This window comes from Streptomyces sp. LUP30 (genome assembly GCF_001746365.1).
In the GTDB taxonomy this organism is placed as follows: Bacteria; Actinomycetota; Actinomycetes; order Streptomycetales; family Streptomycetaceae; genus Streptomyces.
In genome coordinates, this window is the sequence record NZ_MJAJ01000064.1 from 1 (window position 1) to 21,704 (window position 21,704).

General features: G+C 72.6%; 24 protein-coding genes. 18 read left to right on the forward strand and 6 right to left on the reverse strand.

All coding sequences use genetic code 11. From position 1 onward, the window contains the following. Nucleotides 1-311: 311 nt before the first annotated feature. The gene (locus BG482_RS35295) at nucleotides 312-1,265 is read right to left on the reverse strand and encodes an LLM class F420-dependent oxidoreductase (protein WP_069773303.1); all 954 of its coding nucleotides are present in this window, start codon (nucleotides 1,263-1,265) and stop codon (nucleotides 312-314) included. Between the two features lie 144 nt (nucleotides 1,266-1,409). Here BG482_RS35295 and BG482_RS35300 point away from each other — a divergent pair, with 144 nt between their 5' ends. The 13 genes from BG482_RS35300 (at nucleotide 1,410) to BG482_RS35365 (ending at nucleotide 11,826) form a co-directional block, all read left to right on the forward strand. Continuing rightward, the gene (locus BG482_RS35300) at nucleotides 1,410-3,254 is read left to right on the forward strand and encodes an NAD(P)/FAD-dependent oxidoreductase (RefSeq protein ID WP_107450863.1); all 1,845 of its coding nucleotides are present in this window, start codon (nucleotides 1,410-1,412) and stop codon (nucleotides 3,252-3,254) included. 4 nt (nucleotides 3,255-3,258) lie between these two features. Beyond that, nucleotides 3,259-5,106, forward strand: coding sequence for a transketolase (locus BG482_RS35305; RefSeq protein ID WP_069773304.1), 1,848 nt, complete (start codon nucleotides 3,259-3,261; stop codon nucleotides 5,104-5,106). Beyond that, nucleotides 5,103-6,044: a non-homologous end-joining DNA ligase gene (gene ligD / locus BG482_RS35310; RefSeq protein WP_107450864.1), complete on the forward strand. Its 942-nt coding sequence runs from the start codon at nucleotides 5,103-5,105 to the stop codon at nucleotides 6,042-6,044. The genes BG482_RS35305 and ligD overlap by 4 nt, the downstream gene beginning before the upstream one ends. Before the next feature lie 417 nt (nucleotides 6,045-6,461). Further along, nucleotides 6,462-6,767 carry a gas vesicle protein gene (locus tag BG482_RS35320; protein ID WP_079142549.1) on the forward strand — a complete coding sequence of 102 codons (306 nt, stop codon included), beginning with the start codon at nucleotides 6,462-6,464 and terminating at the stop codon, nucleotides 6,765-6,767. A 70-nt stretch (nucleotides 6,768-6,837) separates the two neighbouring features. Further along, nucleotides 6,838-7,269, forward strand: a complete 432-nt coding sequence (locus BG482_RS35325) for a gas vesicle structural protein GvpA (protein WP_069773306.1) — start codon at nucleotides 6,838-6,840, stop codon at nucleotides 7,267-7,269. After that, a complete protein-coding gene (locus tag BG482_RS35330; protein WP_069773307.1) occupies nucleotides 7,266-8,021 on the forward strand; it encodes a GvpL/GvpF family gas vesicle protein in 756 nt (251 codons plus the stop codon). The genes BG482_RS35325 and BG482_RS35330 overlap by 4 nt, the downstream gene beginning before the upstream one ends. Before the next feature lie 7 nt (nucleotides 8,022-8,028). After that, nucleotides 8,029-8,292 carry a gas vesicle protein GvpG gene (locus BG482_RS35335; RefSeq protein WP_069773308.1) on the forward strand — a complete coding sequence of 88 codons (264 nt, stop codon included), beginning with the start codon at nucleotides 8,029-8,031 and terminating at the stop codon, nucleotides 8,290-8,292. After that, on the forward strand, nucleotides 8,289-8,987 hold the full coding sequence (locus tag BG482_RS35340; RefSeq protein ID WP_069773309.1) for a DNA primase: 699 nt from the start codon (nucleotides 8,289-8,291) through the stop codon (nucleotides 8,985-8,987). The genes BG482_RS35335 and BG482_RS35340 overlap by 4 nt, the downstream gene beginning before the upstream one ends. Continuing rightward, nucleotides 8,984-10,174: an SRPBCC family protein gene (locus BG482_RS35345; RefSeq protein ID WP_069773310.1), complete on the forward strand. Its 1,191-nt coding sequence runs from the start codon at nucleotides 8,984-8,986 to the stop codon at nucleotides 10,172-10,174. Before BG482_RS35340 ends, BG482_RS35345 begins: the two co-directional genes overlap by 4 nt. Beyond that, the gene (locus BG482_RS35350; protein WP_069773311.1) at nucleotides 10,171-10,542 is read left to right on the forward strand and encodes a gas vesicle protein; all 372 of its coding nucleotides are present in this window, start codon (nucleotides 10,171-10,173) and stop codon (nucleotides 10,540-10,542) included. Before BG482_RS35345 ends, BG482_RS35350 begins: the two co-directional genes overlap by 4 nt. Further along, nucleotides 10,539-11,360 carry a GvpL/GvpF family gas vesicle protein gene (locus BG482_RS35355; RefSeq protein WP_069773312.1) on the forward strand — a complete coding sequence of 274 codons (822 nt, stop codon included), beginning with the start codon at nucleotides 10,539-10,541 and terminating at the stop codon, nucleotides 11,358-11,360. The genes BG482_RS35350 and BG482_RS35355 overlap by 4 nt, the downstream gene beginning before the upstream one ends. Continuing rightward, the gene (locus BG482_RS35360) at nucleotides 11,357-11,545 is read left to right on the forward strand and encodes a gas vesicle protein (RefSeq protein WP_054241593.1); all 189 of its coding nucleotides are present in this window, start codon (nucleotides 11,357-11,359) and stop codon (nucleotides 11,543-11,545) included. The genes BG482_RS35355 and BG482_RS35360 overlap by 4 nt, the downstream gene beginning before the upstream one ends. Next, complete coding sequence (locus tag BG482_RS35365; protein ID WP_069773313.1) at nucleotides 11,542-11,826, forward strand: gas vesicle protein K; 285 nt, start codon at nucleotides 11,542-11,544, stop codon at nucleotides 11,824-11,826. Before BG482_RS35360 ends, BG482_RS35365 begins: the two co-directional genes overlap by 4 nt. 61 nt (nucleotides 11,827-11,887) lie before the next feature. On the opposite strand, the gene BG482_RS35370 is transcribed toward BG482_RS35365, so the two are convergent. Continuing rightward, nucleotides 11,888-12,058, reverse strand: coding sequence for a hydrophobic protein (locus BG482_RS35370; protein ID WP_069773314.1), 171 nt, complete (start codon nucleotides 12,056-12,058; stop codon nucleotides 11,888-11,890). Nucleotides 12,059-12,151: 93 nt separating this feature from the next. Then, the gene (locus tag BG482_RS35375; RefSeq protein ID WP_069773315.1) at nucleotides 12,152-12,973 is read right to left on the reverse strand and encodes a methyltransferase domain-containing protein; all 822 of its coding nucleotides are present in this window, start codon (nucleotides 12,971-12,973) and stop codon (nucleotides 12,152-12,154) included. 246 nt (nucleotides 12,974-13,219) lie between these two features. On the opposite strand from BG482_RS35375, the gene BG482_RS35380 reads away from it, so the two are divergent. The 3 genes from BG482_RS35380 (at nucleotide 13,220) to BG482_RS35390 (ending at nucleotide 16,158) form a co-directional block, all read left to right on the forward strand. Beyond that, nucleotides 13,220-13,879: a histidine phosphatase family protein gene (locus tag BG482_RS35380; protein ID WP_069773316.1), complete on the forward strand. Its 660-nt coding sequence runs from the start codon at nucleotides 13,220-13,222 to the stop codon at nucleotides 13,877-13,879. A gap of 78 nt (nucleotides 13,880-13,957) precedes the next feature. After that, entirely contained in the window at nucleotides 13,958-15,577 is a 1,620-nt protein-coding gene (locus BG482_RS35385; RefSeq protein ID WP_069773317.1) for an ABC-F family ATP-binding cassette domain-containing protein, read from the forward strand. A 248-nt stretch (nucleotides 15,578-15,825) separates the two neighbouring features. Next, entirely contained in the window at nucleotides 15,826-16,158 is a 333-nt protein-coding gene (locus tag BG482_RS35390; RefSeq protein ID WP_256096580.1) for a DUF6158 family protein, read from the forward strand. A gap of 204 nt (nucleotides 16,159-16,362) precedes the next feature. Here the strand turns inward: BG482_RS35390 and BG482_RS35395 are convergent, their stop codons facing one another. From BG482_RS35395 to BG482_RS35405, 3 genes are all read right to left on the reverse strand, one after another. After that, nucleotides 16,363-16,905 (reverse strand): type 1 glutamine amidotransferase domain-containing protein, encoded by a 543-nt coding sequence (locus BG482_RS35395; protein ID WP_069773318.1) that lies wholly within the window; start codon nucleotides 16,903-16,905, stop codon nucleotides 16,363-16,365. A gap of 72 nt (nucleotides 16,906-16,977) precedes the next feature. Further along, nucleotides 16,978-17,358 carry a DUF2795 domain-containing protein gene (locus tag BG482_RS35400; RefSeq protein WP_069773319.1) on the reverse strand — a complete coding sequence of 127 codons (381 nt, stop codon included), beginning with the start codon at nucleotides 17,356-17,358 and terminating at the stop codon, nucleotides 16,978-16,980. Nucleotides 17,359-17,494: 136 nt separating this feature from the next. Then, nucleotides 17,495-19,396 carry a thiamine pyrophosphate-binding protein gene (locus BG482_RS35405; RefSeq protein ID WP_069773320.1) on the reverse strand — a complete coding sequence of 634 codons (1,902 nt, stop codon included), beginning with the start codon at nucleotides 19,394-19,396 and terminating at the stop codon, nucleotides 17,495-17,497. A gap of 262 nt (nucleotides 19,397-19,658) precedes the next feature. Here BG482_RS35405 and BG482_RS35410 point away from each other — a divergent pair, with 262 nt between their 5' ends. Together BG482_RS35410 and BG482_RS35415 are read left to right on the forward strand one after the other, a co-directional pair. Further along, nucleotides 19,659-20,453, forward strand: a complete 795-nt coding sequence (locus BG482_RS35410; protein WP_069773321.1) for an RNA polymerase sigma factor SigF — start codon at nucleotides 19,659-19,661, stop codon at nucleotides 20,451-20,453. A 474-nt stretch (nucleotides 20,454-20,927) separates the two neighbouring features. Beyond that, nucleotides 20,928-21,674: a hypothetical protein gene (locus BG482_RS35415; RefSeq protein WP_069773322.1), complete on the forward strand. Its 747-nt coding sequence runs from the start codon at nucleotides 20,928-20,930 to the stop codon at nucleotides 21,672-21,674. The last annotated feature ends 30 nt before the right edge of the window (nucleotides 21,675-21,704 follow it).

Sequence of the window (21,704 nt, forward strand, 5' to 3'; positions counted from 1 at the left end):
CCCGCCGGTGCCGCCGGTGCCGCCGGTCGCGCCGGTCGCGCCGGACGCGCCTCTGCGGGAACAGGGCGGGGCGCCGCGTGCCCAGGGCGTCGACCCCGGGGACCCGCACCCGCGCGGCTGACCTGCGACCGACCCGCGACGGCACCGGGCCCGCGGCGACGTGAACCGGGCCCGGGCGTCGTGATCGGCGTCGGAGCGGTCTGATCGGCGACCGGGCGGCCGGGGCCCCGCGGCACATCTGCCGCGGGGCCCCGGCCTGCAGCGGGTCAGGACTCCATCCCCTGCCGGTCCTCCGGCCCCCAAGGCCGGTCTCACTGGAGGCGGGGCAGCACCTTGGTCCGGTAGAAGTCGAAGAAGCCGCGCTGGTCCGGGCCGATCTGGTTCACGTACACCCGGTCGAAACCCGCGTCGGCGAAGGCGGTGAGAGCGGCGACGTGCTCGTCCACGTCGTCGCCGCAGACCGTGTTCTCACCGACCATCTCCTCGGTGATCAGCGGCTCCAGCTGCTCGAAGTGGCTCGGGGTGGGCAGGATCTGGCCCATCTCGCCGGGCAGCAGCTGGTTCGACCACAGCCGGTGGACCGTACGCACGGCCTCCTCGCGGTCGGCGCCGTAACAGACCTTGGTGCCGCCGCTGACCAGCTTCGCGCCGCCGCCGCCCTTGCGGAACTGCTCCACCATCGGCTCCTCGGGCATCATCGTGATGTAGCCGTCGCCCACCCGGGACGCCAGCGACGTCGCCTTGGGCCCGAATCCGGAGATGTCGATCGGGACCGGCTCGTCGGGGACGGTGTACAGGCGGGCGTTCTCCACCTTGTAGTGCGTGCCGTAGTGGCTGACCTCCTCGCCGGTGAACAGCCGGCGCATGACCTGGACGGCCTCCTCCAGCATCTCCAGGCGTACGTTCGCCGGTGGCCAGACGTCGCCGAGGATGTGCTCGTTGAGCGCCTCGCCCGAGCCGACGCCGAGGCGGAAGCGGCCGTCCGTCATCACGGCGGCCGTGGCGGCGGCCTGGGCCACCACGGCGGGGTGCATCCGTACGGTCGGGCACGTCACGGCCGTCTCGATCGGCAGCGACACCGCCTCCGACAGCGCGCCGATCACCGACCAGACGAACGGGCTCTGTCCCTGCGCGTCGTTCCACGGGTGGTAGTGGTCGGAGATCCACAGCGCCTGGAAGCCCGCCTGCTCGGCCATGCGGGCCTGTTCGACGAGGTCCGCGGGGCCGAACTCCTCGCAGGACAGGAAGTAGCCGTATTCGGGCATGGGGGGTACCTCCGAGTGGGTGACTCCGGTCCCGCACCGGGTACCCGACGTCCGGGCGGGAAACCGGCGCACGTTTGGCCGCCCCTGCCAGGGGGACGCGGAAACCCTCGTACGACAACCGTCCGCACCCGCCGGAGGCCACCCTTGAGTCGACCCCGCATCGTGATCGTCGGAGCGGGCTTCGCCGGACACCGGGCGGCTCGCACCCTCGCGCGGGCGGACCGCGGCCGGGCCGACATCACCCTGCTCAACCCGACCGACCACTTCCTGTACCGGCCCCTGCTGCCCCGGGTGGCGGCCGGCGTCCTGGAGCCGCGCCGGGTCGCGGTGTCGCTGCCGCGCACTCTGCGCGGGGTGCGGCTGGTGCTCGGCGAGGCCGACCGGGTGGACCTCGACGCCCGCACCGTGCGCTACACCGGCCCCGAGGGCGACGCGGGCGTCCTCGACTACGACCGGCTCGTGCTGGCCGCCGGCGTCGGCGGCCGGCTGCAGCCCGTCCCCGGGGACGCCGAGCACGCGTACGGGCTCCGCGGTCTGCCCGAAGCGCTCTGTCTGCGCGATCACCTCATCCGTCAGGTGGAGTCGGCCGCGGCCGGCGACGACGCGGCCGAGCGAGTGGCGCGTTGTACGTTCGTCGTGGCCGGCGCGGGCTACACCGGCGCCGAAGTGGCCGCGCAGGGACGGCGCTTCACCGAGGCGCTGGTGCGGGACCATCCCGCCCGCAGGGGCATGCGACCGCGCTGGCTGCTGCTCGACGCCGCCGAGCGCGTTCTTCCCGAACTGGACGAACGGCTCTCCCGCGCCGCCGAACGGGCGCTGCGCGAACAAGGCGTCGAGGTGCGCCCGGGGACCTTTGTGAAGGAGGCCACGCGCGAGGGAGTGCTGCTGACCGACGGCGAGTTCGTCCACAGCCGCACGCTGGTGTGGTGCGTGGGCGTACGGCCCGATCCGCTCCTGGGGTCGCTGGGACTGCCCCTGGAGAAGGGCAGGCTGCTCGTGGAGCCGACCCTCCAGGCGCCGGGCCGGCCCGAGGTGTTCGCCTGCGGAGACGCGGCCGCCGTGCCGGATCTGGACCGCCCCGGCGAGTACACGCCGATGACCGCGCGGCACGCCTGGCGGCAGGGGAAGGTGGCCGGACGGAACGTCGCCGCCTCCCTCGGCGGCGGAGCCGGGATGCGCCCGTACCGGCACAGGGATCCCGGGATCGCCGTCGATCCGGGCGGGGTGCGGGCGGCGGCCGACCCGCTGGGCATGCACCGCTGCGGCCCCGTGGCCGGCGCGGTCGCCCGCGCCCACCGACTCGCCGCGATGCCGGGCAACCGCGTCCGCGACGCCGCCGACCGGCTGCTCGACGCGCTTCTGCCGCGCCGACCCGTCCAGTTGGGGCTCGTCCGGCCCTGGTCGGCGCGCCTGGACACGGCGTCGCCCGAGCCGGCCCGGGTCCCGGACGCCCGCAGCCGCGTACCGACGGCTTTCGGACCCGGCGCGGCCACCGAGGAGGACGTGCACGCCGCCGGGGCCGCCGGGACGGACAGGGACACCGCGAACGACACGAACGGCACGACCACCCACTTCGACAGGAATCAGGTGAACGACGTGAACGACGTGAACGACGTGAACGACGAGAACCAGACGACCGGCGGGTCCGCCGAGCGGCGCCCCTCCCCGGAGGACGGCTCCCAGTCGATCACCTCGCCGACCCCCGAGGTGGGACGGCACGGAGGCGGTCACGGAGGCGGTGAGGACGACACCCGTACGGGTCGGTCGTCGCCCGAGGACGGCTCCCAGTCGATCACCTCTCCCACCCCGGAGGTCGGACAGCACAGCACCGGACCGGCGGCCCCGGGCGCCGACGAGGCGGCCGAGCCGGCCAAGAACCAGCCGGGCGGCGAGCCCGCGAAGAACCAGCCCGGTGGCGAGCCCGCGAGGAACCAGCCGGCCGCCGGCCCCGCCCGGAGCGCCGACGAGCACGCGGAAGGAAACCGATAGCCCGATGGACACCGCCGAACTCATCGAACTCGGACAGCAGTTGAGGGTGGACAGCGTGCGCGCCTCAGCCGCCGCGGGATCCGGGCACCCGACGTCGTCGATGTCGGCCGCGGACCTGATGGCCGTGCTGCTCGCGAACCACCTCCGCTACGACTTCGACCGCCCCGCCCACCCCGGCAACGACCGCTTCGTCCTCTCCAAGGGCCACGCCTCCCCGCTGCTGTACTCCGCCTACAAGGCCGCCGGGGCCGTCGACGACGAGGAGCTGCTGACCTTCCGCAAGCTGGGCAGCCGGCTCGAAGGCCATCCCACCCCGCGGCGGCTGCCGTGGGTCGAGACCGCCACCGGCTCGCTGGGCCAGGGACTGCCGGTGGGCGTCGGCATCGCACTCTCGGGCAAGCGGCTGGAGCGCACCGGCTACCGGGTGTGGGTGCTGTGCGGGGACAGCGAGCTCGCCGAGGGCTCGGTGTGGGAGGCCGCGGAGCACGCGGGCCACGAGCACCTCGACAACCTGACGGCGATCGTCGACGTCAACCGGCTCGGTCAGCGCGGCCCGACCCGGCACGGACACGACCTCGACGCCTACGCCCGCCGCTTCCAGGCGTTCGGCTGGCACACGGTCGAGATCGACGGGCACGACGTGGACGCCGTCGACCGCGCCTACGGCGAGGCGGTCTCCACCAAGGGCCAGCCCACCGTCATCCTCGCCCGCACCCTCAAGGGCCGGGGCGTGGAGTCCGTCCAGGACCGCGAGGGGTTGCACGGCAAGCCCCTGCCGGACGCCGACGAGGCGATCGAGGAACTGGGCGGCGTGCGGGACCTGCGGGTGCGGGTGCACGAGCCGGCCGACGCCCGCATGCTGCACTCCGTGCCGACGGGGCGCCTGGACCTGCCCCGCTGGGACAAGGGCGAGGAGGCGGCCACCCGGGACGCCTACGGTCAGGCGCTGGCCGCGCTCGGCGGCGCCCGCGAGGACGTCGTCGCCCTGGACGGCGAGGTGAGCGACTCCACGCGGGCGGAGGTCTTCGCCAAGAAGCATCCCGACCGGTTCTTCGAGTGCTACATCGCCGAGCAGCAGCTCGTCGCCGCCGCGGTGGGGCTCGCGGCGCGCGGCTGGGTGCCGTACGCCTCCACCTTCGCGGCGTTCCTGACCCGGGCCCACGACTTCGTCCGCATGGCCGCGGTCAGCGGCGCCGGGATCAACCTGGTCGGCTCGCACGCCGGGGTGGCCATCGGGCAGGACGGGCCCTCGCAGATGGGCCTGGAGGACCTGGCCATGTTCCGGGCCGTGCACGGCTCCACCGTGCTGTACCCGTGCGACCCCAACCAGACCGCCCGGCTCGTCGCCACGATGGCCGGCCTGGACGGCGTCCGCTATCTGCGCACCTCGCGCGGCAAGGCCCCGGCCCTGTACGGCCCGGACGAGGAGTTCCCGGTCGGCGGCAGCAAGGTGCTGCGCTCCTCCGACCGGGACCGGATGACGATCGTCGCGGCCGGTGTCACCGTGCACGAGGCGTTGAAGGCCGCCGAGGCGCTCGACGCCGAGGGCGTCGCGGTGCGGGTGATCGATCTGTACTCGGTCAAGCCGGTCGACCGGGACACGCTGCGGCGGGCCGCGGAGGAGACCGGCTGTCTGCTGAGCGTGGAGGACCACCACGAGCAGGGCGGCCTCGGCGACGCGGTCCTCGACGCCTTCCTCGACGGGCGGCCGGCGCCCCGCCTGGTGCGGCTCGCCGTCCGCACGATGCCGGGGTCGGCCGGTCCCGAGGAGCAGCTGCACGTCGCCGGCATCGACGCCGAGTCGATCGCCGCGTCCGCCCGGCTGCTGGTGGAGCAGGCGATCGCGCCGTGAGCGCGCAGGCGGGCGGCGGCGTACGGACGGTGCGTGCGGGCCGCCGTACCGTCGAGGTCCACCGGCCGGACAAGGTGCTCTTCCCGGCCGGGGAGGCGGCGAGGGAGTACACGAAGGCCGACCTCGTCGCCTACTACCGGTCCGTCGCGGCGTTCATGCTGCCGCACCTGCGGGGCCGCCCGCTGATGCTGGAACGGCATCCTGACGGGGTCGAGGGCCCCCGGTTCATGCAGAAGAACACCCCCGAGCACTATCCGCAGTGGATCAGACGGGTCGAGGTGGCCAAGGAGGACGGCACGGTCCACCACACCGTCTGCGACGACACCGCCACCCTCGTCCACCTGGCCGACCAGGCCTGTCTCACGCTGCATCGCTGGCTGTCGCGGGCCGACCGGGTCGACCGTCCGGACCTGCTGGTCTTCGATCTCGACCCGGCCGACGACGCGCATTTCGACGCCGTCCGCGAGACCGCCCGGTGGCTGGGCGAGCTGCTCCACGAGCTGCGGCTGCCCTCGGGGCTGATGACGACCGGCTCGCGCGGGCTGCACGTCGTCGTGCCGATCGACGGCGGCCACGGCTTCGACGAGGTGCGCGCCTTCGCCCGGGACGTCGCCGAGCTCCTCGCCGCCGAGCACCCGGACCGGCTCACCACGGCCGCCCGCAAGAAGGACCGCGGCGACCGGCTCTACCTGGACGTGCAGCGCAACGCCTACGCGCAGACCGCCGTCGCCCCGTACACGGTGCGCGCGCTGCCCGGTGCCCCCGTCGCCACCCCGATCACCTGGGAACAGCTCGACGACCCCGAGCTCGGCCCGCGGCGCTGGACGGTCGCCGACGCCGTCGAGCAGGCCCGCTCCCGCCCCTGGTCTGCGCTGACCGGCCGCGGACGCTCCCTGGACCCGGCCCGACGGCGGCTCGACGCACTGAACGGCTCGTGAAGGTTTGGCCATGAGGCTTCCGGCCACACGGAAGGAGAGGTGGCCATGGCGAACACAAAAAGCACATCGCATTCCACAGAGAACACATCGGGTGCGCGGACTTCACGAAACACCCGGAAGAAAGGGTCCGAGAGCGAGGAGCCCCGGCGCCACCGGCCCGCGCGCCACAGGGACGAGCGGGACGCCGAAGAGCAGGACGCCGCCGAGGCGGACGCCGAAGAGCTGGAGGCCGAAGAGGCGGACGGCGAGGAGGCGGAAGCCGAGGACGCCGAAGAGCTCGACGACGAAGAACAGGACGGCGAAGAACAGGACGTCGAAGAGGCGGACAGTGACGAGCCGGACACCGGCGAACTCGACGGCGACGAGTCCGAAGCCGACGAGGACGAAGCCGATGACGACGAAGCCGATGACGACGACATGAAGGGCGAGGACCACATCGTGACGGACGACCGGCCACGCCCCATGGAGGTACTGCGCGAGGCGCGTGCCCAGCTGGCGGAGCTCACCGGCATGACCGCCGAGAGCGTGTCCTCCTTCGCGCAGACGGAGGACGGCTGGTCCCTGGAGGTCGAGGTACTCGAGCTGGAACGAGTCCCCGACACCATGAGCCTCATGGCGACCTACCAGGTCGAACTCGACCCGGAGGGGCAGCTCACCGGCTATCGGCGCGTTCGCCGTTATGAGCGCGGGCGGGCCGATGCCCACCGGGCCGGCGGCCGTTAGGCCGCCGCCGAAGACCATTTCCGATCATCAATCGCGATCACCCATCACGAAGCAAGGAGGTGCGGTCGGCATGACCGTAGTCCCGGCACAGCAGTCCGGTGGCGGAGGCGGCTCGAGCGGTCTTTACGACGTTCTGGAGCTCGTCCTCGACAGGGGGCTTGTGATCGACGCGTTCGTGCGGGTCTCCCTGGTCGGTATCGAGATCCTCAAGATCGACGTGCGTGTCGTCGTGGCCAGCGTCGACACCTATCTGCGCTTCGCCGAGGCGTGCAACCGGCTGGACCTGGAGTCCGGCCCCAACAAGAGCCCGGGTCTGCCCGAGATCGTCGGGGAGGTCACCGAGTCGGGTGCGCGCGGCAAGTCCAAGGGCGCCCTCTCCGGGGCCGCCGAGACCATATCCGACGCGTTCAAGCAGTCGCGTGACGACGCTTCCGCAGAGCGCGAGTCCAGGCCGCGCGCCCGTAAGACCACGGCTTCGCGCCGGAAGGAGGAGCAGGAGTGAGCACCTACGTGTACGGCATCACCGCGGGCTCGCACCCTGCCCTTCCGGAGGGTCTGGGAGGCGTCGGGGACCCTGCCATGCCCGTGCGGGTGCTGAAGGAGGGCGACCTGGCGGCCGTCGTGAGCGACGCGCCGGAAGGCCTGCGCCCCAAGCGCCGTGAGCTGCTCGCGCACCAGAACGTCCTCGCCGAGGCGGGCGCCGGCGGCTGCGTGCTGCCCATGCGGTTCGGCAGCGTCGCGCCCGAGGACAGCGCCGTCACCGGCGTGCTGGCCGAGCGCGCCGAGCACTACAAGGAGCGGCTGAGGGCCCTCGACGGCAAGGTCGAGTACAACGTCAAGGCGACGCACATCGAAGAGGCCGTGCTGCACCACGTCATGGCCGGCAGCCCCGAGCTGCGTGCCCTCGCCGAGGCCAACCGGAAGGCGGGCGGCGGCAGTTACGAGCAGAAGCTGCAGCTCGGCGAGATGGTCGCCGCCGCTGTCAAGGCCCAGGAGGCCGAGGACGCAGGCGTCGTCCAGCAGGCGCTGGAGCCGCTCGCCGCGGCCGTCGGTCTGGGCCCGGAGTCCACGGGCTGGCTGGCCAACGTGTCGTTCCTGGTCGCCCGGGATTCGGCCGCCCGCTTCGCGGAGGCGGTGGATGAGCTGAGGCAGGCCCATCCGCACCTCGACGTGCGCCTCAACGGGCCGCTTCCGCCCTACAGCTTCGTCGAGCCCGGACCGTCCGAGCCCGCGGAGACGATCACCGGGGAGTAGGTGTGTCGTGGGACTGCTCGGAGAGGTGTTCCTGCTGCCTTTGGCTCCGGTCCGAGGCAGTGGATGGGTGATCCGCCAGGTACTTCGTGAGGCCGAACGGATCTACTACGACCCCTCCACGATCCGGGCCGAACTCTCCCGCCTCGAACAGCAGTTGGAGGCGGGAGAGATCACGGAGGAGGAGTTCGACCGCCAGGAGGACGAACTCCTGGACCGGCTGGAGGCCAGCGCACGCGGCACCACGCAAACGGACGACGGGACGGCAAGATGAACCGAATGGGACTGGGCCTTGCGGTCGGGGCCGGATATTTCCTCGGCCGTACCAGGAAACTGAAAATGGCGGTGGCCGTCGGGTCACTGGTGGCCGGCAAGCGGCTCAACCTGACGCCGAAGGGCATCGCCGATCTGGTCTCCCAGCAGCTGCGGGACAATCCGCAGTTCAAGGAGATCGGGGACCAGCTCCGTCAGGACCTGCGCGGGGTCGGCAAGGCCGCTTCCGGCGCCATGGTCGAGCGGCAGATCGACGCGCTCGCGGACCGGCTGCACGGCCGCACCGCCGAGGTGCGCGACCAGCTCGCCGGCGCCGTGCCCGGCAAGGGCGGAGAGCGCGAGCAGGACGACGAGCTGGAGGCGGACGAGGAGTACGACGAGGAGCCTCAGGACGCCCAGGACGACGAGGGCGAGGACGAGGAGCCGCGGGACGACTCCGACGACGAGGACGAGTACGAGGAGGACGAGGAGGAGGACGAGGAGCCGCCGAGGAAGACGGCGGCGAAGAAGACGGCCAAGAAGGCGTCGGCCAAGAAGGCCCCCGCGAAGAAGGCGCCCGCCAAGAAGGCTCCGGCTCGCAGGACGGCCGCGAAGAAGACTGCGTCGGCCGGGAAGACGGCCGCGAAGACGGCGTCCAGGCCCGCCTCCGGTGGCGGCTCCGGCGCCCGGCGCTCGAAGGGAGGCGGTGACCGATGACCGAGACCCTCGGATCCGCGAAGTCCGCCGCAGGGAAGGCGGACGGGGCCAACCCCCTGTCCGGCCTGGCCCAGAGCGAGGCCGCCGACCGGCTCAAGGGCGAGGTGCAGGACTATCTCGCCGCCCAGGCCACGCGTCTGCTCACCGGCATGGGGCACAAGCTCGGCGAGACCACGAACAAACTCAACGACATCGCCGAGGGCAACAGCCCGGGGTTCGCCAAACTAGCCCTGGACGGCGGCAAGAAGATCGCCGAGGGCAAGGGACCGGTCCGCTCCGCCCTGGAGCTCGGCGCCTCGCGCGCCAAGGACAAGGTGACCGGTGCCCTGAAGAACCTCGGCGGCGGCAAGGGCGGCAAGGGCAAGAAGAGCGCCGGCAAGAAGCCGACCGTGATCATGGAGACGATCGACGTCGGCGTGCCGCTACGCACCGCCTACGACCAGTGGACGCAGTACCAGGACTTCAGCACCTTCGCCAAGGGCGTCAAGAGCGCGAACCGCGCCGACGACACCACCAGCGACTGGCAGGCGAAGGTCTTCTGGTCCAACCGCAGCTGGAAGGCGAAGACCACCGAACAGGTGCCGGACGACCGGATCGCCTGGACGTCGGAGGGTGCGAAGGGCACCACGAAGGGCGTCGTCTCCTTCCACGAGCTCGCCGAGAACCTCACCCGCATCCTGTTGGTCATCGAGTACTACCCGACGGGCCTGTTCGAGAAGACCGGCAACATCTGGCGCGCCCAGGGCCGCCGTGCCCGTCTCGACCTGAAGAACTTCGCCCGCTTCATCACCATCAAGGGTGAGGCGCAGGACAGCTGGCGCGGCGAGATCCGCGACGGCGAGGTCGTCCGCTCCCACGACGACGCGGTCGCCGAGGAAGAGCAGGAGAACGGCGAGAACGAGGAGAACGGCGAGAACGAGGAGAACGGCGAGCCCGAGGAGGACGCCGAGGCGCGGGATGCCGAGGACGCCGCCCCGGAGGACGATGAGGAGTACGAGGCCGAGGACGAGGGTCCGGACGCCGAGGACAGGGAGGAAGAGGAACCCGAGGAGGAGGAGCCCGAGGGCGAGTACGAGGAAGAGGAGGAGGGCGAGCCCGAGGACGCCGAGGGCGAGTTCGAGGAGAGCGAGGACGAGTACGAGGAGGAGCCCGAGCCTGAGGACGCGAAGGGCGGGAGTCGTCGATGACCATGTCGAGCCGGCTGCCGGAGCCGTACGGTCAGGGCGGCGGCGCCAACCTCGCCGACATCCTGGAACGCGTTCTCGACAAGGGCATCGTGATCGCGGGCGACATCCGGATCAACCTGCTCGACATCGAACTGCTCACCATCAAACTCCGCCTCATCGTCGCCTCCGTCGACAAGGCCAAGGAGATGGGCATCGACTGGTGGGAGACCGACCCGGCGTTGTCCTCCGGCGCCCGCCGCGACGAACTCGCGCGTGAGAACGCCGAGTTGCGCGAACGGTTGGCACGGCTGGAGGAACTGGAGCTGGGCCGCGCCCCGGAGAACGCCCGGGAGCAGGGCCCTCGTGACGTCAGGAAGGAGTCGCCGTGACAGGACTGCGGTACGTCTACGCCGTCTGCCGGCCCTTCGGCGCGCCTCTGCAGACGGCCCTCAAGGGCGTGGCGGGCGATCCGCCCCGGCTGCTCGGCCATCGCGGACTGATCGCGGTCGTCAGCCACGTCCCGGAGGGGGACTTCGCCGAGGCGCCCCTGCACCGGCATCTGGAGGACCTCGACTGGCTGACCGAGACCGCTCGGGCCCACCAGCAGGTGATCGACGCGCTGACGGCCGTCACCACGCCGCTGCCGCTCCGGCTCGCCACGGTGTTCCGCGACGACAGCGGCGTCCGCGTGATGATGGAGGAGCGCGAGGCGGACTTCCTGCGCACTCTGGACCGGCTGGAGGGCCGGGTCGAGTGGGGTGTGAAGGTCTATGTGGAGCGCGAGCCCGCCGTCCCCTCCGAAACCACGGCGAAGCCCGCCTCGGGCCGGGACTACCTGCGTCAGCGGCGCATGCAGAGCAGGGCGCACGAGGACAGCTGGCAGCGGGCCGAGCGGTTCGCCGGACGACTGCACGCCACATTGTCCGCGCACGCCGACGGCGCCCGGCTGCACGCTCCGCAGAATTCCGCCCTTTCCAAGGCGCCCGGACAGAACGTGCTGAACGCCGCCTATCTCGTACCGCGCGCGGAATCCGAGGAATTCGTGGAACTGGTGGACCGCACGAAGGGTGAGGAGCCCGGAATGCGCGTCGAACTGACCGGTCCCTGGGCCGCCTATTCCTTCGTGGAAGACCCGGCGGATTCCTCGACGGCAGGGGAGTCCTCGTCGGCGGCGGCCGGCGCCGACATCGGCGAGGGAGGCTCATGACCGTCGTGGAGCGCCGCGAGGTCGCTCTCGTGGACCTGCTCGACCGGCTGCTGGCCGGGGGAGTGGTCATCACGGGCGACATCACGTTGCGCATCGCGGACGTCGACCTCGTCCGCATCGACCTGAACGCCCTGATCAGCTCGGTGAACGAGCAGGTGCCGTCGCCCTGGGGGGAGTCGCCGTGACGGACCGACGCAACCACATCGACCTGGAGCCCGACACCGTCGAGCGCGACCTGGTCAAACTCGTCCTGACCGTCGTGGAGTTGCTGCGTCAGCTGATGGAACGGCAGGCGTTGCGCCGCTTCGACCAGGGCGATCTGAACGAGGAGCAGGAGGAGCGCATCGGGCTCACCCTGATGCTGCTGGACGACCGCATGACCGAGCTGCGCGAGCGGTACGGACTGCGGCCCGAGGACCTCAATCTGGACCTCGGGCCGCTCGGACCGCTGCTTCCCCGGGAGTGAGCCCGGCCGGCGAGAGCCGGCGGCGCTCCCGGCGGAAGCCGGTTTCACCTCAGAACTTCGGTCACCACCTGTACCAGCGCCCCCTGCCTCCCGAGGCAGTGGTTCCGCGAGCCAGGAATCCCAGGAGCCACAGGACCAGAACCGCGAGCGCGATCCACCAGAGCAACTTCACCGCGAATCCGGCACCGAAAAGAATCAGTACCAGCAGCAGCACCAGCAGGACGGGAACCATAGTCTCTACCTCCTGCAGTGCGTGTTTCCCGGATTCGATGAAACATTCACCCCTGGATCTCCCGTATCTCCCGGATCTCCCGGAATGCCTGGATCAGGCGGCTTTTCGGCACAGGATCTCTCCGTGCAGGACGGCGAACCAGCCGTCCTCCCGCCGACCCCACTCCCGCCAGGCCGCCGACACGGCACGCAGCTGCTCCGCCGTGGCGTGTCCGCCGCGGGTGGCGAGCTCCGCGTACGCGGACGCCAGGGTGCGGTCCGCCCACAGGCCGCTCCACCAGGCCCGTTCCTCGGACGTGCTGAAAGTCCAGGTGGAGGACGTGGCCGTGATGTCGGTGAACCCGGCGGCCAGTGCCCAGGACTTCAGTCGCCGTCCGGCGTCCGGCTCGCCGCCGTTGGCGCGGGCCACGCGCCGGTACAGGTCCAGCCAGTCGTCCATACCGGCGGCGGCGGGGTGCCAGGTCATCGCCGCGTAGTCCGAGTCGCGGACCGCGACGTACCCGCCGGGCCTGGTGACCCGCAGCATCTCCCGCAGCGCCTGTACGGGATCGCCGACGTGCTGGAGCACCTGGTGGGCGTGCACGACGCAGAACGTGTCGTCGGGGTGGTCCAGGGCGTGCACGTCCGCGACCGCGAAATCGACGTTGGTCAGCCCCCGCCCGTCGGCCGTGGCGCGGGCCTGCTCCAGGATCCCGGGCGCGTGGTCGACGCCGGTGACGTGCCCGTCGGGCACCAGGGCGGCCAGGTCGGCGGTGATGGTGCCCGGGCCGCAGCCGATGTCCAGGATCTTCATGTGGGGCTTCAGCGAGCCGAGCAGATAGGCCGCGGAGTTGGCGGCGGTCCGCCAGGTGTGCGAGCGCAGCACCGACTCGTGGTGTCCGTGCGTGTAGACGGCGGTCTCCTGGGCTTTCGGCATGGCTGCTCCCCTTCTCGACGGACCGGGTCCGGCCCGGCCCCCGGTGACGCCACGCTACGCCGACGGTCGCATGGTGAGACAGATCGTTCTGAAATATGGACTGACACATCATCAGGTCTGGTTCCCGCACGGACGATGCGCCCCTGCGGCCCGAAGGCGGGGCCGCTGCCCGGGCTCGGCCGCCGCGGGTACCCTGAAGTGGCCGTTTCCGGTGTGGAGGCGGCCTCGGCACCGGAGGGTCCCCGCATGCGACTGCTGCTCGTCCGTCACGGCCAGACCCCCGCCAACGTCGACTACCTCCTCGACACCGCAGTCCCCGGCCCGGGCCTCACCGAACTCGGCGCACGACAGGCCGCCGCCCTGCCCGAGGCCCTGGCCGACGAGGACGTCGAGGCCCTCTACGCCTCCACCCTCGTGCGCACCCAGCTCACCGCCGCCCCGCTGGCCGCCGCCCGCGGCCTCGACGTCGTCGTCCGCGACGGGATCCGGGAGATCTCCGCCGGCGACCTGGAGGCGCTGCCGGGCGACACGGAGCAGGGCGCGCTGTACATGCGCACGGCGTTCGCCTGGGCGGCGGGCCGGACGGACCTGCGCATGCCGGGCGGGGAGAACGGCGCCGAGTTCCTCGCGCGCTACGACGCCGTGGTCGCCGAGGTCGCGGCGAGCGGTGCGGGGACCGTCGTCCTGGTCAGCCACGGCGCCGCGATCCGCACCTGGGCGGCGGCCCGTGCCCACAACGTCGACGTCCCCTTCGCCGCCGCGCATCGCCTCGCCAACACCGGCACGGTGGTCCTGGAGGGCTCGCCCACGGACGGCTGGAAGGCCCTGTCCTGGGCCGGCGCCACGGTCGCGCCCGTCGGGGAGGGCGGGCCGGCCGGGCAGCCCGTCGAGGGTGCCGGCCGCTGACCGGCGGGCCCGACCGCTCCCGGCCTGCGCCGATATCGGTTTGCCGCGGGCGGCGGGCGGCCCGCACAATGCGTCCTCATGGGACATCTGGAAGCCGCGCACCTCGAGTACTACCTCCCCGACGGGAGGGCGCTGCTCGGCGACGTCTCCTTCCGGGTGGGCGAAGGGGCCGTCGTGGCCCTGGTCGGCCCCAACGGCGCCGGCAAGACCACCCTGCTGCGGCTGATCTCCGGCGAGCTGAAACCGCACGGCGGGACCGTCACGGTGAGCGGCGGCCTGGGTGTGATGCGCCAGTTCGTGGGCTCGGTACGGGACGAGACGACCGTCCGCGATCTGCTGGTGTCCGTCGCCTCGCCCCGCATCCGCGAGGTCGCGCAGGCCGTCGACAAGGCCGAGCACGCGATCATGACCGTCGACGACGAGGCCGCCCAGCTGCAGTACGCGCAGGCCCTCTCCGACTGGGCGGAGGTGCGCGGCTACGAGGCCGAGACGCTGTGGGACATGTGCACCACGGCCGCCCTGGGCGTGCCCTACGACAAGGCCCAGTTCCGACTCGTGCGCACCCTGTCCGGCGGTGAGCAGAAGCGGCTCGTGCTGGAGGCGCTGCTGCGCGGCCACGACGAGGTGCTCCTCCTCGACGAGCCGGACAACTACCTGGACGTGCCCGGCAAGCGGTGGCTGGAGGAGCGGCTGAAGGAGACCCGCAAGACGGTCCTGTTCGTCTCCCACGACCGCGAACTCCTCTCCCGCGCCGCCGAGAAGATCGTCTCGGTCGAGCCCGGCCCGGCCGGCGCCGACGCCTGGGTGCACGGCGGCGGTTTCGCCACGTATCACGAGGCCCGACGCGAACGCTTCGCCCGCTTCGAGGAGTTGCGCCGCCGCTGGGACGAGAAGCACGCCCAGCTGAAGAAGCTCGTGCTGAGCCTGCGTCAGGCGGCCTCCATCAGCCATGAGTTGGCATCGCGCTACCAGGCCGCCCAGACCAGGCTGCGCAAGTTCGAGGAGGCCGGCCCGCCGCCGGAGCCGCCCCGCGAGCAGGACATCACCATGCGCCTCAAGGGCGGCCGCACCGGCGTGCGCGCCGTCACCTGCAAGGGACTCGAGCTCACCGGCCTGATGAAGCCGTTCGACCTGGAGGTCTTCTACGGCGAGCGGGTCGCCGTCCTGGGCTCCAACGGCTCCGGCAAGTCCCACTTCCTGCGGCTGCTGGCCGGCGACACCGTCGCGCACACGGGGGAGTGGAAGCTCGGCGCGCGCGTGGTGCCCGGACACTTCGCCCAGACCCACGCCCACCCCGAGCTGCTGGGCCGCACCCTGCTGGACATCCTGTGGAGCGAACACTCCCAGGACCGGGGCGCGGCCATGTCCCGGCTGCGCCGCTACGAGCTGACCCAGCAGGCGGAGCAGACCTTCGACCGCCTGTCCGGCGGCCAGCAGGCCCGTTTCCAGATCCTGCTCCTCGAACTCCAGGGCGTCACGGCGCTGCTCCTCGACGAGCCCACCGACAACCTCGACCTGGAGTCGGCCGAAGCGCTCCAGGAGGGCCTGGAGGCCTTCGACGGGACGGTGCTCGCCGTCACCCACGACCGCTGGTTCGCCCGCTCCTTCGACCGCTATCTGGTCTTCGGCAGCGACGGACGGGTCCGGGAGACCTCGGAGCCGGTGTGGGACGAGCGGCGCGTGGAGCGAGCCAGGTAGCAGGCGAGGTAGCGGGCCGGGCGGTCCGACGGCCGGCAGCCCCCGCGCGCGGTGTCCGGCAGTCCTCGCGCGCGGTGCGCCGTCGGCGCGTGCTGCCCGCGCGTTCTGCTCGCCGGGCGTCCTCGGCGAGGCCCGGGGGCCGGAATGTTCGTACAGTGGAGGCAAGGAAAGCGAGATCCGTGACTCCCTCCCGGATGCTGCTCGGGGGCAGCGCCGGTAGTGCTTCCGGGGGCGGGTACCCGAACCGTATGGACGAACACGACGAGCGGGGCACCACGATGACCGGAGTCGACCCGGACCGGCTGGACGACCAGCAGCTGATGAGAGAGCTGGAGACGATCCACCGCACGCGCCACGACACGCTGCTGTACGGCTCGAACGACGCGCTGCGCGCCCACAACGACCGCATGGCCCGGCTGGAGGGCGAGTACCTGCGCCGCAACCCGAGCCGCTTCGTCTCTCCGGGCCGGACCCGCGAGGGGGCCCGGGAGCGGACCGCCGGGACGGACGTGCGCGGCCCGGCGGGCGCTCCGGTCGGCAAGTGGGGGCCGGGAACGACGGCGGGCTCCGGCGGGGCCTGAACGACGGCCCGCTCGGCGCGCCCGCCGGAGCGAGGCCCATCACGAGGACCATCAGGGGTGACCGCCGCAGCTGTGCCCACCACCGTCGTGTGAGAAGCGGGGCGCCGGTCTGCGTCGTGAAGCGGGGCGCCGGTGAGGGGAGCATCCGCGCCCCTCACCGGCGCCCCGCGCCGTTCCCGCCGTCCTCGTCGTCCCCGTCGTCCGTCAGTCGCCTTCCGCGGCGAACACGCGCAGGTACGCCTCGCAGAACGCCGCGAGATCGTCCGGCTTGCGGCTGGTGACGAGCTTGCCGGGACCGTGGTCGCAGATCCGGACCTGCTCGTCGACCCACTCGCCGCCGGCGTTGCGGATGTCCGTCCGCAGGCTCGGCCACGAGGTCAGCACACGGCCCCGGACCACGTCGGCCTCGATCAGGGTCCACGGGGCGTGGCAGATCGCGGCGACCGGGCGGCCCTGCTCGAAGAACGCCTTGACGAACGCGACCGCCTTGTCGTCGGTGCGCAGGTAGTCGGGGTTGGCGACTCCGCCCGGCAGGACCAGGCCGCCGAAGGAATCCGCGGAAGCCTCGCCGACCACCTCGTCCACCATGAACGTGTCGGCCTTGTCGAGGTGGTTGAAGGCCTGCACCTTGCCCGATTCGGTCGACACCAGGACGGGTTCGTGACCCGCGTCCACCGCCGCCTGCCAGGGCTCGGTGAGCTCGACCTGCTCGACGCCTTCCGGTGCCGTCAGAAACGCGATGCGCATGAGGGTTCAACATCCTTTCCGTGTCATCAGGGATGGTCTGCTCATCAGGGATGGCCTGCCGCGCCGAGCGGGTCAGCCGCCGGCGCCGACCAGCGCCTCGGCCAGTTGCTGCACGTTGGTGTAGCGCTCCTTGTGCGGCAGCTCCTGCACCGCCTCCACGAGCGCGTCCGGCGCGTTCTCGCGGCGCAGGCCCACCGCCAGCGCACCCGGCCCGGCGGGGAACGAGGTCCGTCCCAGGATCCTGGCGAGCTCCAGCCGGACCGATTCCAGCGACGCCCGGGGGTTCCCCGGCACCACCGGCCCGCCCCACACCTCGGGGTCGTCCTCGGCGGACGGCTCCGGGTCGTGCCACTCCTCCGTGCGAGTGGGGTGTCCGGACCTCAGCAGGCCCTGCAGTTCGTGCTTCATCTCGTCGTCCCGGTGCACGCTCAGCCGGTCACTGCCTCGCTGCATGTCTCGCCCTCCAGATCTTCGGGTGGCCACCGCGTACCCGAGGAGGGCAGGCCGACACGGAATCGCCGCCGGGCTCTTCGAAAAACACTCTGACCTGTGGTGATGGCCCGGGCGAGGACGGGGCGAGCCTGCGGACCTACCCGGCCTGCGGGCCCGGCAGGAACTCCTGCATCTTCGCCTTGAAGGCGTGCCGGACCACGGAGCCCGCGTCGGGCTCGCCCTTCAGGACCGCCGCGGCGGCGGCCCCCAGCTGTTCCCAGGTGGCGTGAGCCGGCACCGGCGGCACCGTCGGGTCGGTGAGGAACTCCACGACGGCCGGGCCGTCCGCCGCCAGTGCGGTCCGCCAGCCCGACTCCACGTCCTCGGGCGTCTCCACCCGCACCCCGGTCAGCCCCAGGGAGCGGGCGAACGCCGCGTACGGCACGTCCGGCGACGGGACGGAGGGGACGGAGGGGACGGAGGGGACCGCAGGGTCGTCCTCCGTGTCCTCCGTCCGTCGGGCGCCCCGGTCGAGGCCGCGGTCGTTCCACACCGCGACGACCAGCCGCGGGTCCCGCCACCGGTCCCGGTACCTCGCCGCGGCGAGCAGCTCCACGAGCCCGTCCAGCTGCGTCGCCCCGCCGCCCACCAGCGCGATCACCGGCCGGTCCGGGTGGGCGAACTTCGCGCCGATCGCGTACGGCACCGCGCAACCCGTCGCCGCCAGGCCGAAGGAGAGGGCGCCCCGCATGCCCGGCCGCATCGTCAGATGGCGGGCGTACCAGCCCGTCACGGGGCCCGAGTCGCAGGTGAGGATCGCGTCGGGCGGCAGCAACCGGTCCAGGACGCGGGCCACCTGCTCGGGGTTGATCGGGTCGGCCGACAACCGAGCCCTGCGGTCCAGCACTTCGTCCCAGCGCCGCACGTTGTCGCAAACGGTTTCGAACCACTCGCGGCCGCGTTCCTCGCTCCGGATCGTCGGGATGAGCCGCCCCAGCGTCTCCCGCACGTCCGCGACGAGTTCCACCTCGTACGGATCGCCCGACCGACCCCCCGCGGGCCGGTCCGCGGGCCGGTCTGACGCGTGGTCCGATGAGCAGCGGTCCGACGGACGGTCCGTCCCCGTCGGGTCCGGTTCGACGTCGATCCGGACGCTGCGCGCACGGCCCGGCTCGGGCAGGAACGGCGGGTGTGCGAACGACGAGCCGATCGTCAACAGGGTGTCGCAGTCGCGCATCAGCTCGTAGGACGGGCGGGTCCCCAGCGGTCCGACCGTGCCGGTGACGTACGGGAGTTCATCGCTGACCACGTCCTTGCCGAGCAGCTCCTTGGCCACACCCGCGCCGAGGAGCTCGGCGATCCGGCGCACCTCGGTGCTCGCGCCGGCAGCGCCCCGACCGACCAGGATCGCCACCTTGTCACCGGAGTTGAGGATCTCCGCGGCCCGCTCCAACGACTCCGCCGAGGGGGCCGGCGCCCCCTCGTCCCGGCCGGGACCGGCCGAGACCCCACCGAAGCCGGCCGGGGGCCCCGCGGACTCAGGGGGCTCGGGGCGGTCGAGCTCCTGGACTTCCTCGGGGACCACGACCACGACCGGGCAGCGGCGGGCGTACGCGGTGCGAAGGGCCCGGTCCAGGACGTCCGGAAGCTCCTGAGGGGTCGTCACCGTCTCCAGGAACTCCGATGCGACGTCCCTGAACAGCAGGTACGGGTCCATCTCGGGCCGGTGCGGGTCGTCCCCGCCGGTCCGTCGGCGTCCGACGATCGCCAGCACCGGGACGCGGTCCAGCTTCGCGTCGTACAGACCGCCGAGGAGTTGGATCGCGTCCGGCCCGGACGCCGCCGCGCACACCCCCGGACGTCCGCCGAACCTGGCGTGGCCCACCGCCTGGAACGCGGACGTCCGGGCGTGCGTCGACCGCACGAGACGCGGCGCGTCCTCGGTGCGGTCGAAGGCGGCGAGCAGTTCCTCGATGCCGTCGCCGGGGCAGCCGAAGACGTGGTCCACGCCCCAGGCGTGCAGTCGTCTCGGAATGTGTTCGCAGACCGTGGCGGTCATGAACGGGACCTCCCTGACTGGGGAAGAAGCGGAAATTCGGGAGTCGGCCGTGCACGGGCACGGGTGACCCCGCAGGCCGTCCGAAAACCTGGGCGGTGTTTGCAGGCGTGAGTCCGGGGCAGGCGCAGCCTCAGTGCTTCGGACCGGAGGCACGTCCGTGGCGGGTCCCGACCTCGTGGCCCCTCAAAGTCCGGTCGGGCCGCGGCTGCTTCCACGAAAGGCCGGCCAACCCGAAGCATTGCTCAGGGAGTTGCTGCGTCCCATGCCGAACCGAGCGCACACGAAGCACCATCCGCACGACGACGCCCCCGACACCGCCGACGCCTTCCGCAGGCTCGCCGCCCTGCCTCCGGGGGAGCGGCGCGACGCCCTTCGGGCCCAGATCGTCGAGGCATGGCTGCCGATGGCGAACCGCCTCGCCGGCCGTTTCCGCAACCGCGGCGAGAACCAGGACGACCTGCGCCAGGTCGCCGCCCTCGGCCTGGTCAAGGCCGTCGACCGCTACGACCCCGCGCGCGGCAACGCCTTCGAGAGCTACGCCGTGCCCACCGTCACCGGCGAGATCAAGCGCCACTTCCGTGACCACATGTGGACCCTGCACGTGCCCCGTCGCGTCCAGGACCTGCGCAACCGGGTGCGCTGCGCCGGCCAGGAGCTGGCCCGGACCACCTCGGGCCGACGGCCCACCGTCGCCGAGCTCGCCGAATGCGCGCAGCTCAGCGAGGAGGACGTACGCACCGGGCTGGAGGCGCTGGAGAGCTTCACCGCGCTGTCGCTCGACGCCGAGCTGCCGGGCGCCGAAGGCGGGTACTCGCTCACCGACACCATGGGCGAGGCGGACCCGGCGCTGGACAAGGTCGTCGACCGGGAGGCCGTCCGGCCCAGGCTCGCCGCCCTGTCCGAGCGAGACCGGACGATCTTGTACATGAGGTTCTTCGGGGACATGACCCAGAGCCGGATCGCCGAGCAGTTGGGGATCTCGCAGATGCACGTGTCCCGGCTGATCAATCGGTGCTGCGACCGGTTGCGGGAGCAGATCCTGAACGACGGGGTCTGAACGACGGGGTCCAGACGGACGCGGCAGGCGGAATGCCGGATGCCGACGTCAAGGTCGGGTGAGGGTCTGGGGCGTCGGGGCGCGGGCGCGAGGGCCTGCGGAGCGAGGGGGCGGCGCGAGGCCTCCGGCCCGGCTCCCTCCGGTCTTGCCGGTGCGCGCGGCCCCGGCCGTGCCGGTCAGGGACCGGGCGAGGCGTCTCCGCCGGTCCGGGCGGTACCGGTGGCACGGATGCCCAGCCGGCACGGCCCCGGCATGAGCCCGGCGTGAGCCCGCTACGGGCCCGGCATGAGCCCGGTACGGAACATCGAGACAGGCATGGCGCCGCAGACGCGGTGAGCCGGTCGGCGTCACCCGCATGGGGGCGTCCGTCCCGCCAATGGCGTCCGGCCGCGCGCGGCCCGGGCCCCCTCGGGCTGTGATGGCTGTGGGGCGGCGACGCCCCGTCCCGCAGCCACCGGCCGAAGGAGCCGTCCCATGGGTCGCACCGCCCACTTCCTCTCCGCTCTGGCCGTGGCCGGTGCCGTCCTGGTCGCCGTCGGTCCGGCCGCCTCCGCGGACCCGTCGGCGGAGGTCAGCCCGGGCAGCGTCGCCCCCGGCGACAGCGTCAGCGTGTCCGTCGCCTGCGGCCCTCTCGCCGCCCCCGCACCCGAGAGCCTCGACGCCACCTCGCGCGCCTTCGCCGAGGGCACCGTCAAGCTCGACAAGATCCCCGGCGACGACGCCCAGACCGGCGCCGCCTACCGGGGCACCGCCCGGATCGCCCCCGCCGCCGACCTGGAGGCGAGCCCGGACGCGGCCGTGGCGGACGCCGCCTGGACCGTCGACGGCACCTGCCCGGCCGCGCCCGGCGCCCAGGGCCGGCCCTGGACCGCCTCCCTGGAGGTCGCCCACGGCCCGACGCAGCCGTGCACGGCGGCGACAGCCGGCGCGTCCTGCGCCACCGGCCGGCCCTGCCCGCAGACCCCGGGCGCCACCCAGCCGCACTCCGACGCCTGCTCCACCGCCCGGCCGTGCGCCCGGCCCGAGCCGCTGCAGCACGGCGCGGCCTCCGAGGAGGCCTCCTGCGCCCCGGCGACCGTCGACCACGGCGTACAGGCCGGGGAGGGCGGTGCCTTCACCGACTCCGTGCCCGCGCTGATCGCCGGCGGACTGCTGATCGCCGGTGGCCTCGGCGCCGCCGTGCACCGGCTGCGCCGCCGGGCCCCCGCGGGCGACGCCTGACCGCGGCGTACGGGCGGCCCGGGCCCGCGA

Coding starts and splice junctions, on each gene's coding strand:
- BG482_RS35295 (WP_069773303.1), bottom strand. CDS start 1,265: ATGCCCGAATACGGCTACTTCCTGTCCTGCGAGGAGTTCGGCCCCGCG.
- BG482_RS35305 (WP_069773304.1), top strand. CDS start 3,259: ATGGACACCGCCGAACTCATCGAACTCGGACAGCAGTTGAGGGTGGAC.
- BG482_RS35320 (WP_079142549.1), top strand. CDS start 6,462: ATGAAGGGCGAGGACCACATCGTGACGGACGACCGGCCACGCCCCATG.
- BG482_RS35325 (WP_069773306.1), top strand. CDS start 6,838: ATGACCGTAGTCCCGGCACAGCAGTCCGGTGGCGGAGGCGGCTCGAGC.
- BG482_RS35340 (WP_069773309.1), top strand. CDS start 8,289: ATGAACCGAATGGGACTGGGCCTTGCGGTCGGGGCCGGATATTTCCTC.
- BG482_RS35345 (WP_069773310.1), top strand. CDS start 8,984: ATGACCGAGACCCTCGGATCCGCGAAGTCCGCCGCAGGGAAGGCGGAC.
- BG482_RS35350 (WP_069773311.1), top strand. CDS start 10,171: ATGACCATGTCGAGCCGGCTGCCGGAGCCGTACGGTCAGGGCGGCGGC.
- BG482_RS35360 (WP_054241593.1), top strand. CDS start 11,357: ATGACCGTCGTGGAGCGCCGCGAGGTCGCTCTCGTGGACCTGCTCGAC.
- BG482_RS35370 (WP_069773314.1), bottom strand. CDS start 12,058: ATGGTTCCCGTCCTGCTGGTGCTGCTGCTGGTACTGATTCTTTTCGGT.
- BG482_RS35375 (WP_069773315.1), bottom strand. CDS start 12,973: ATGCCGAAAGCCCAGGAGACCGCCGTCTACACGCACGGACACCACGAG.
- BG482_RS35380 (WP_069773316.1), top strand. CDS start 13,220: ATGCGACTGCTGCTCGTCCGTCACGGCCAGACCCCCGCCAACGTCGAC.
- BG482_RS35385 (WP_069773317.1), top strand. CDS start 13,958: ATGGGACATCTGGAAGCCGCGCACCTCGAGTACTACCTCCCCGACGGG.
- BG482_RS35390 (WP_256096580.1), top strand. CDS start 15,826: ATGGACGAACACGACGAGCGGGGCACCACGATGACCGGAGTCGACCCG.
- BG482_RS35395 (WP_069773318.1), bottom strand. CDS start 16,905: ATGCGCATCGCGTTTCTGACGGCACCGGAAGGCGTCGAGCAGGTCGAG.
- BG482_RS35400 (WP_069773319.1), bottom strand. CDS start 17,358: ATGCAGCGAGGCAGTGACCGGCTGAGCGTGCACCGGGACGACGAGATG.
- BG482_RS35405 (WP_069773320.1), bottom strand. CDS start 19,396: ATGACCGCCACGGTCTGCGAACACATTCCGAGACGACTGCACGCCTGG.
- BG482_RS35410 (WP_069773321.1), top strand. CDS start 19,659: ATGCCGAACCGAGCGCACACGAAGCACCATCCGCACGACGACGCCCCC.
- BG482_RS35415 (WP_069773322.1), top strand. CDS start 20,928: ATGGGTCGCACCGCCCACTTCCTCTCCGCTCTGGCCGTGGCCGGTGCC.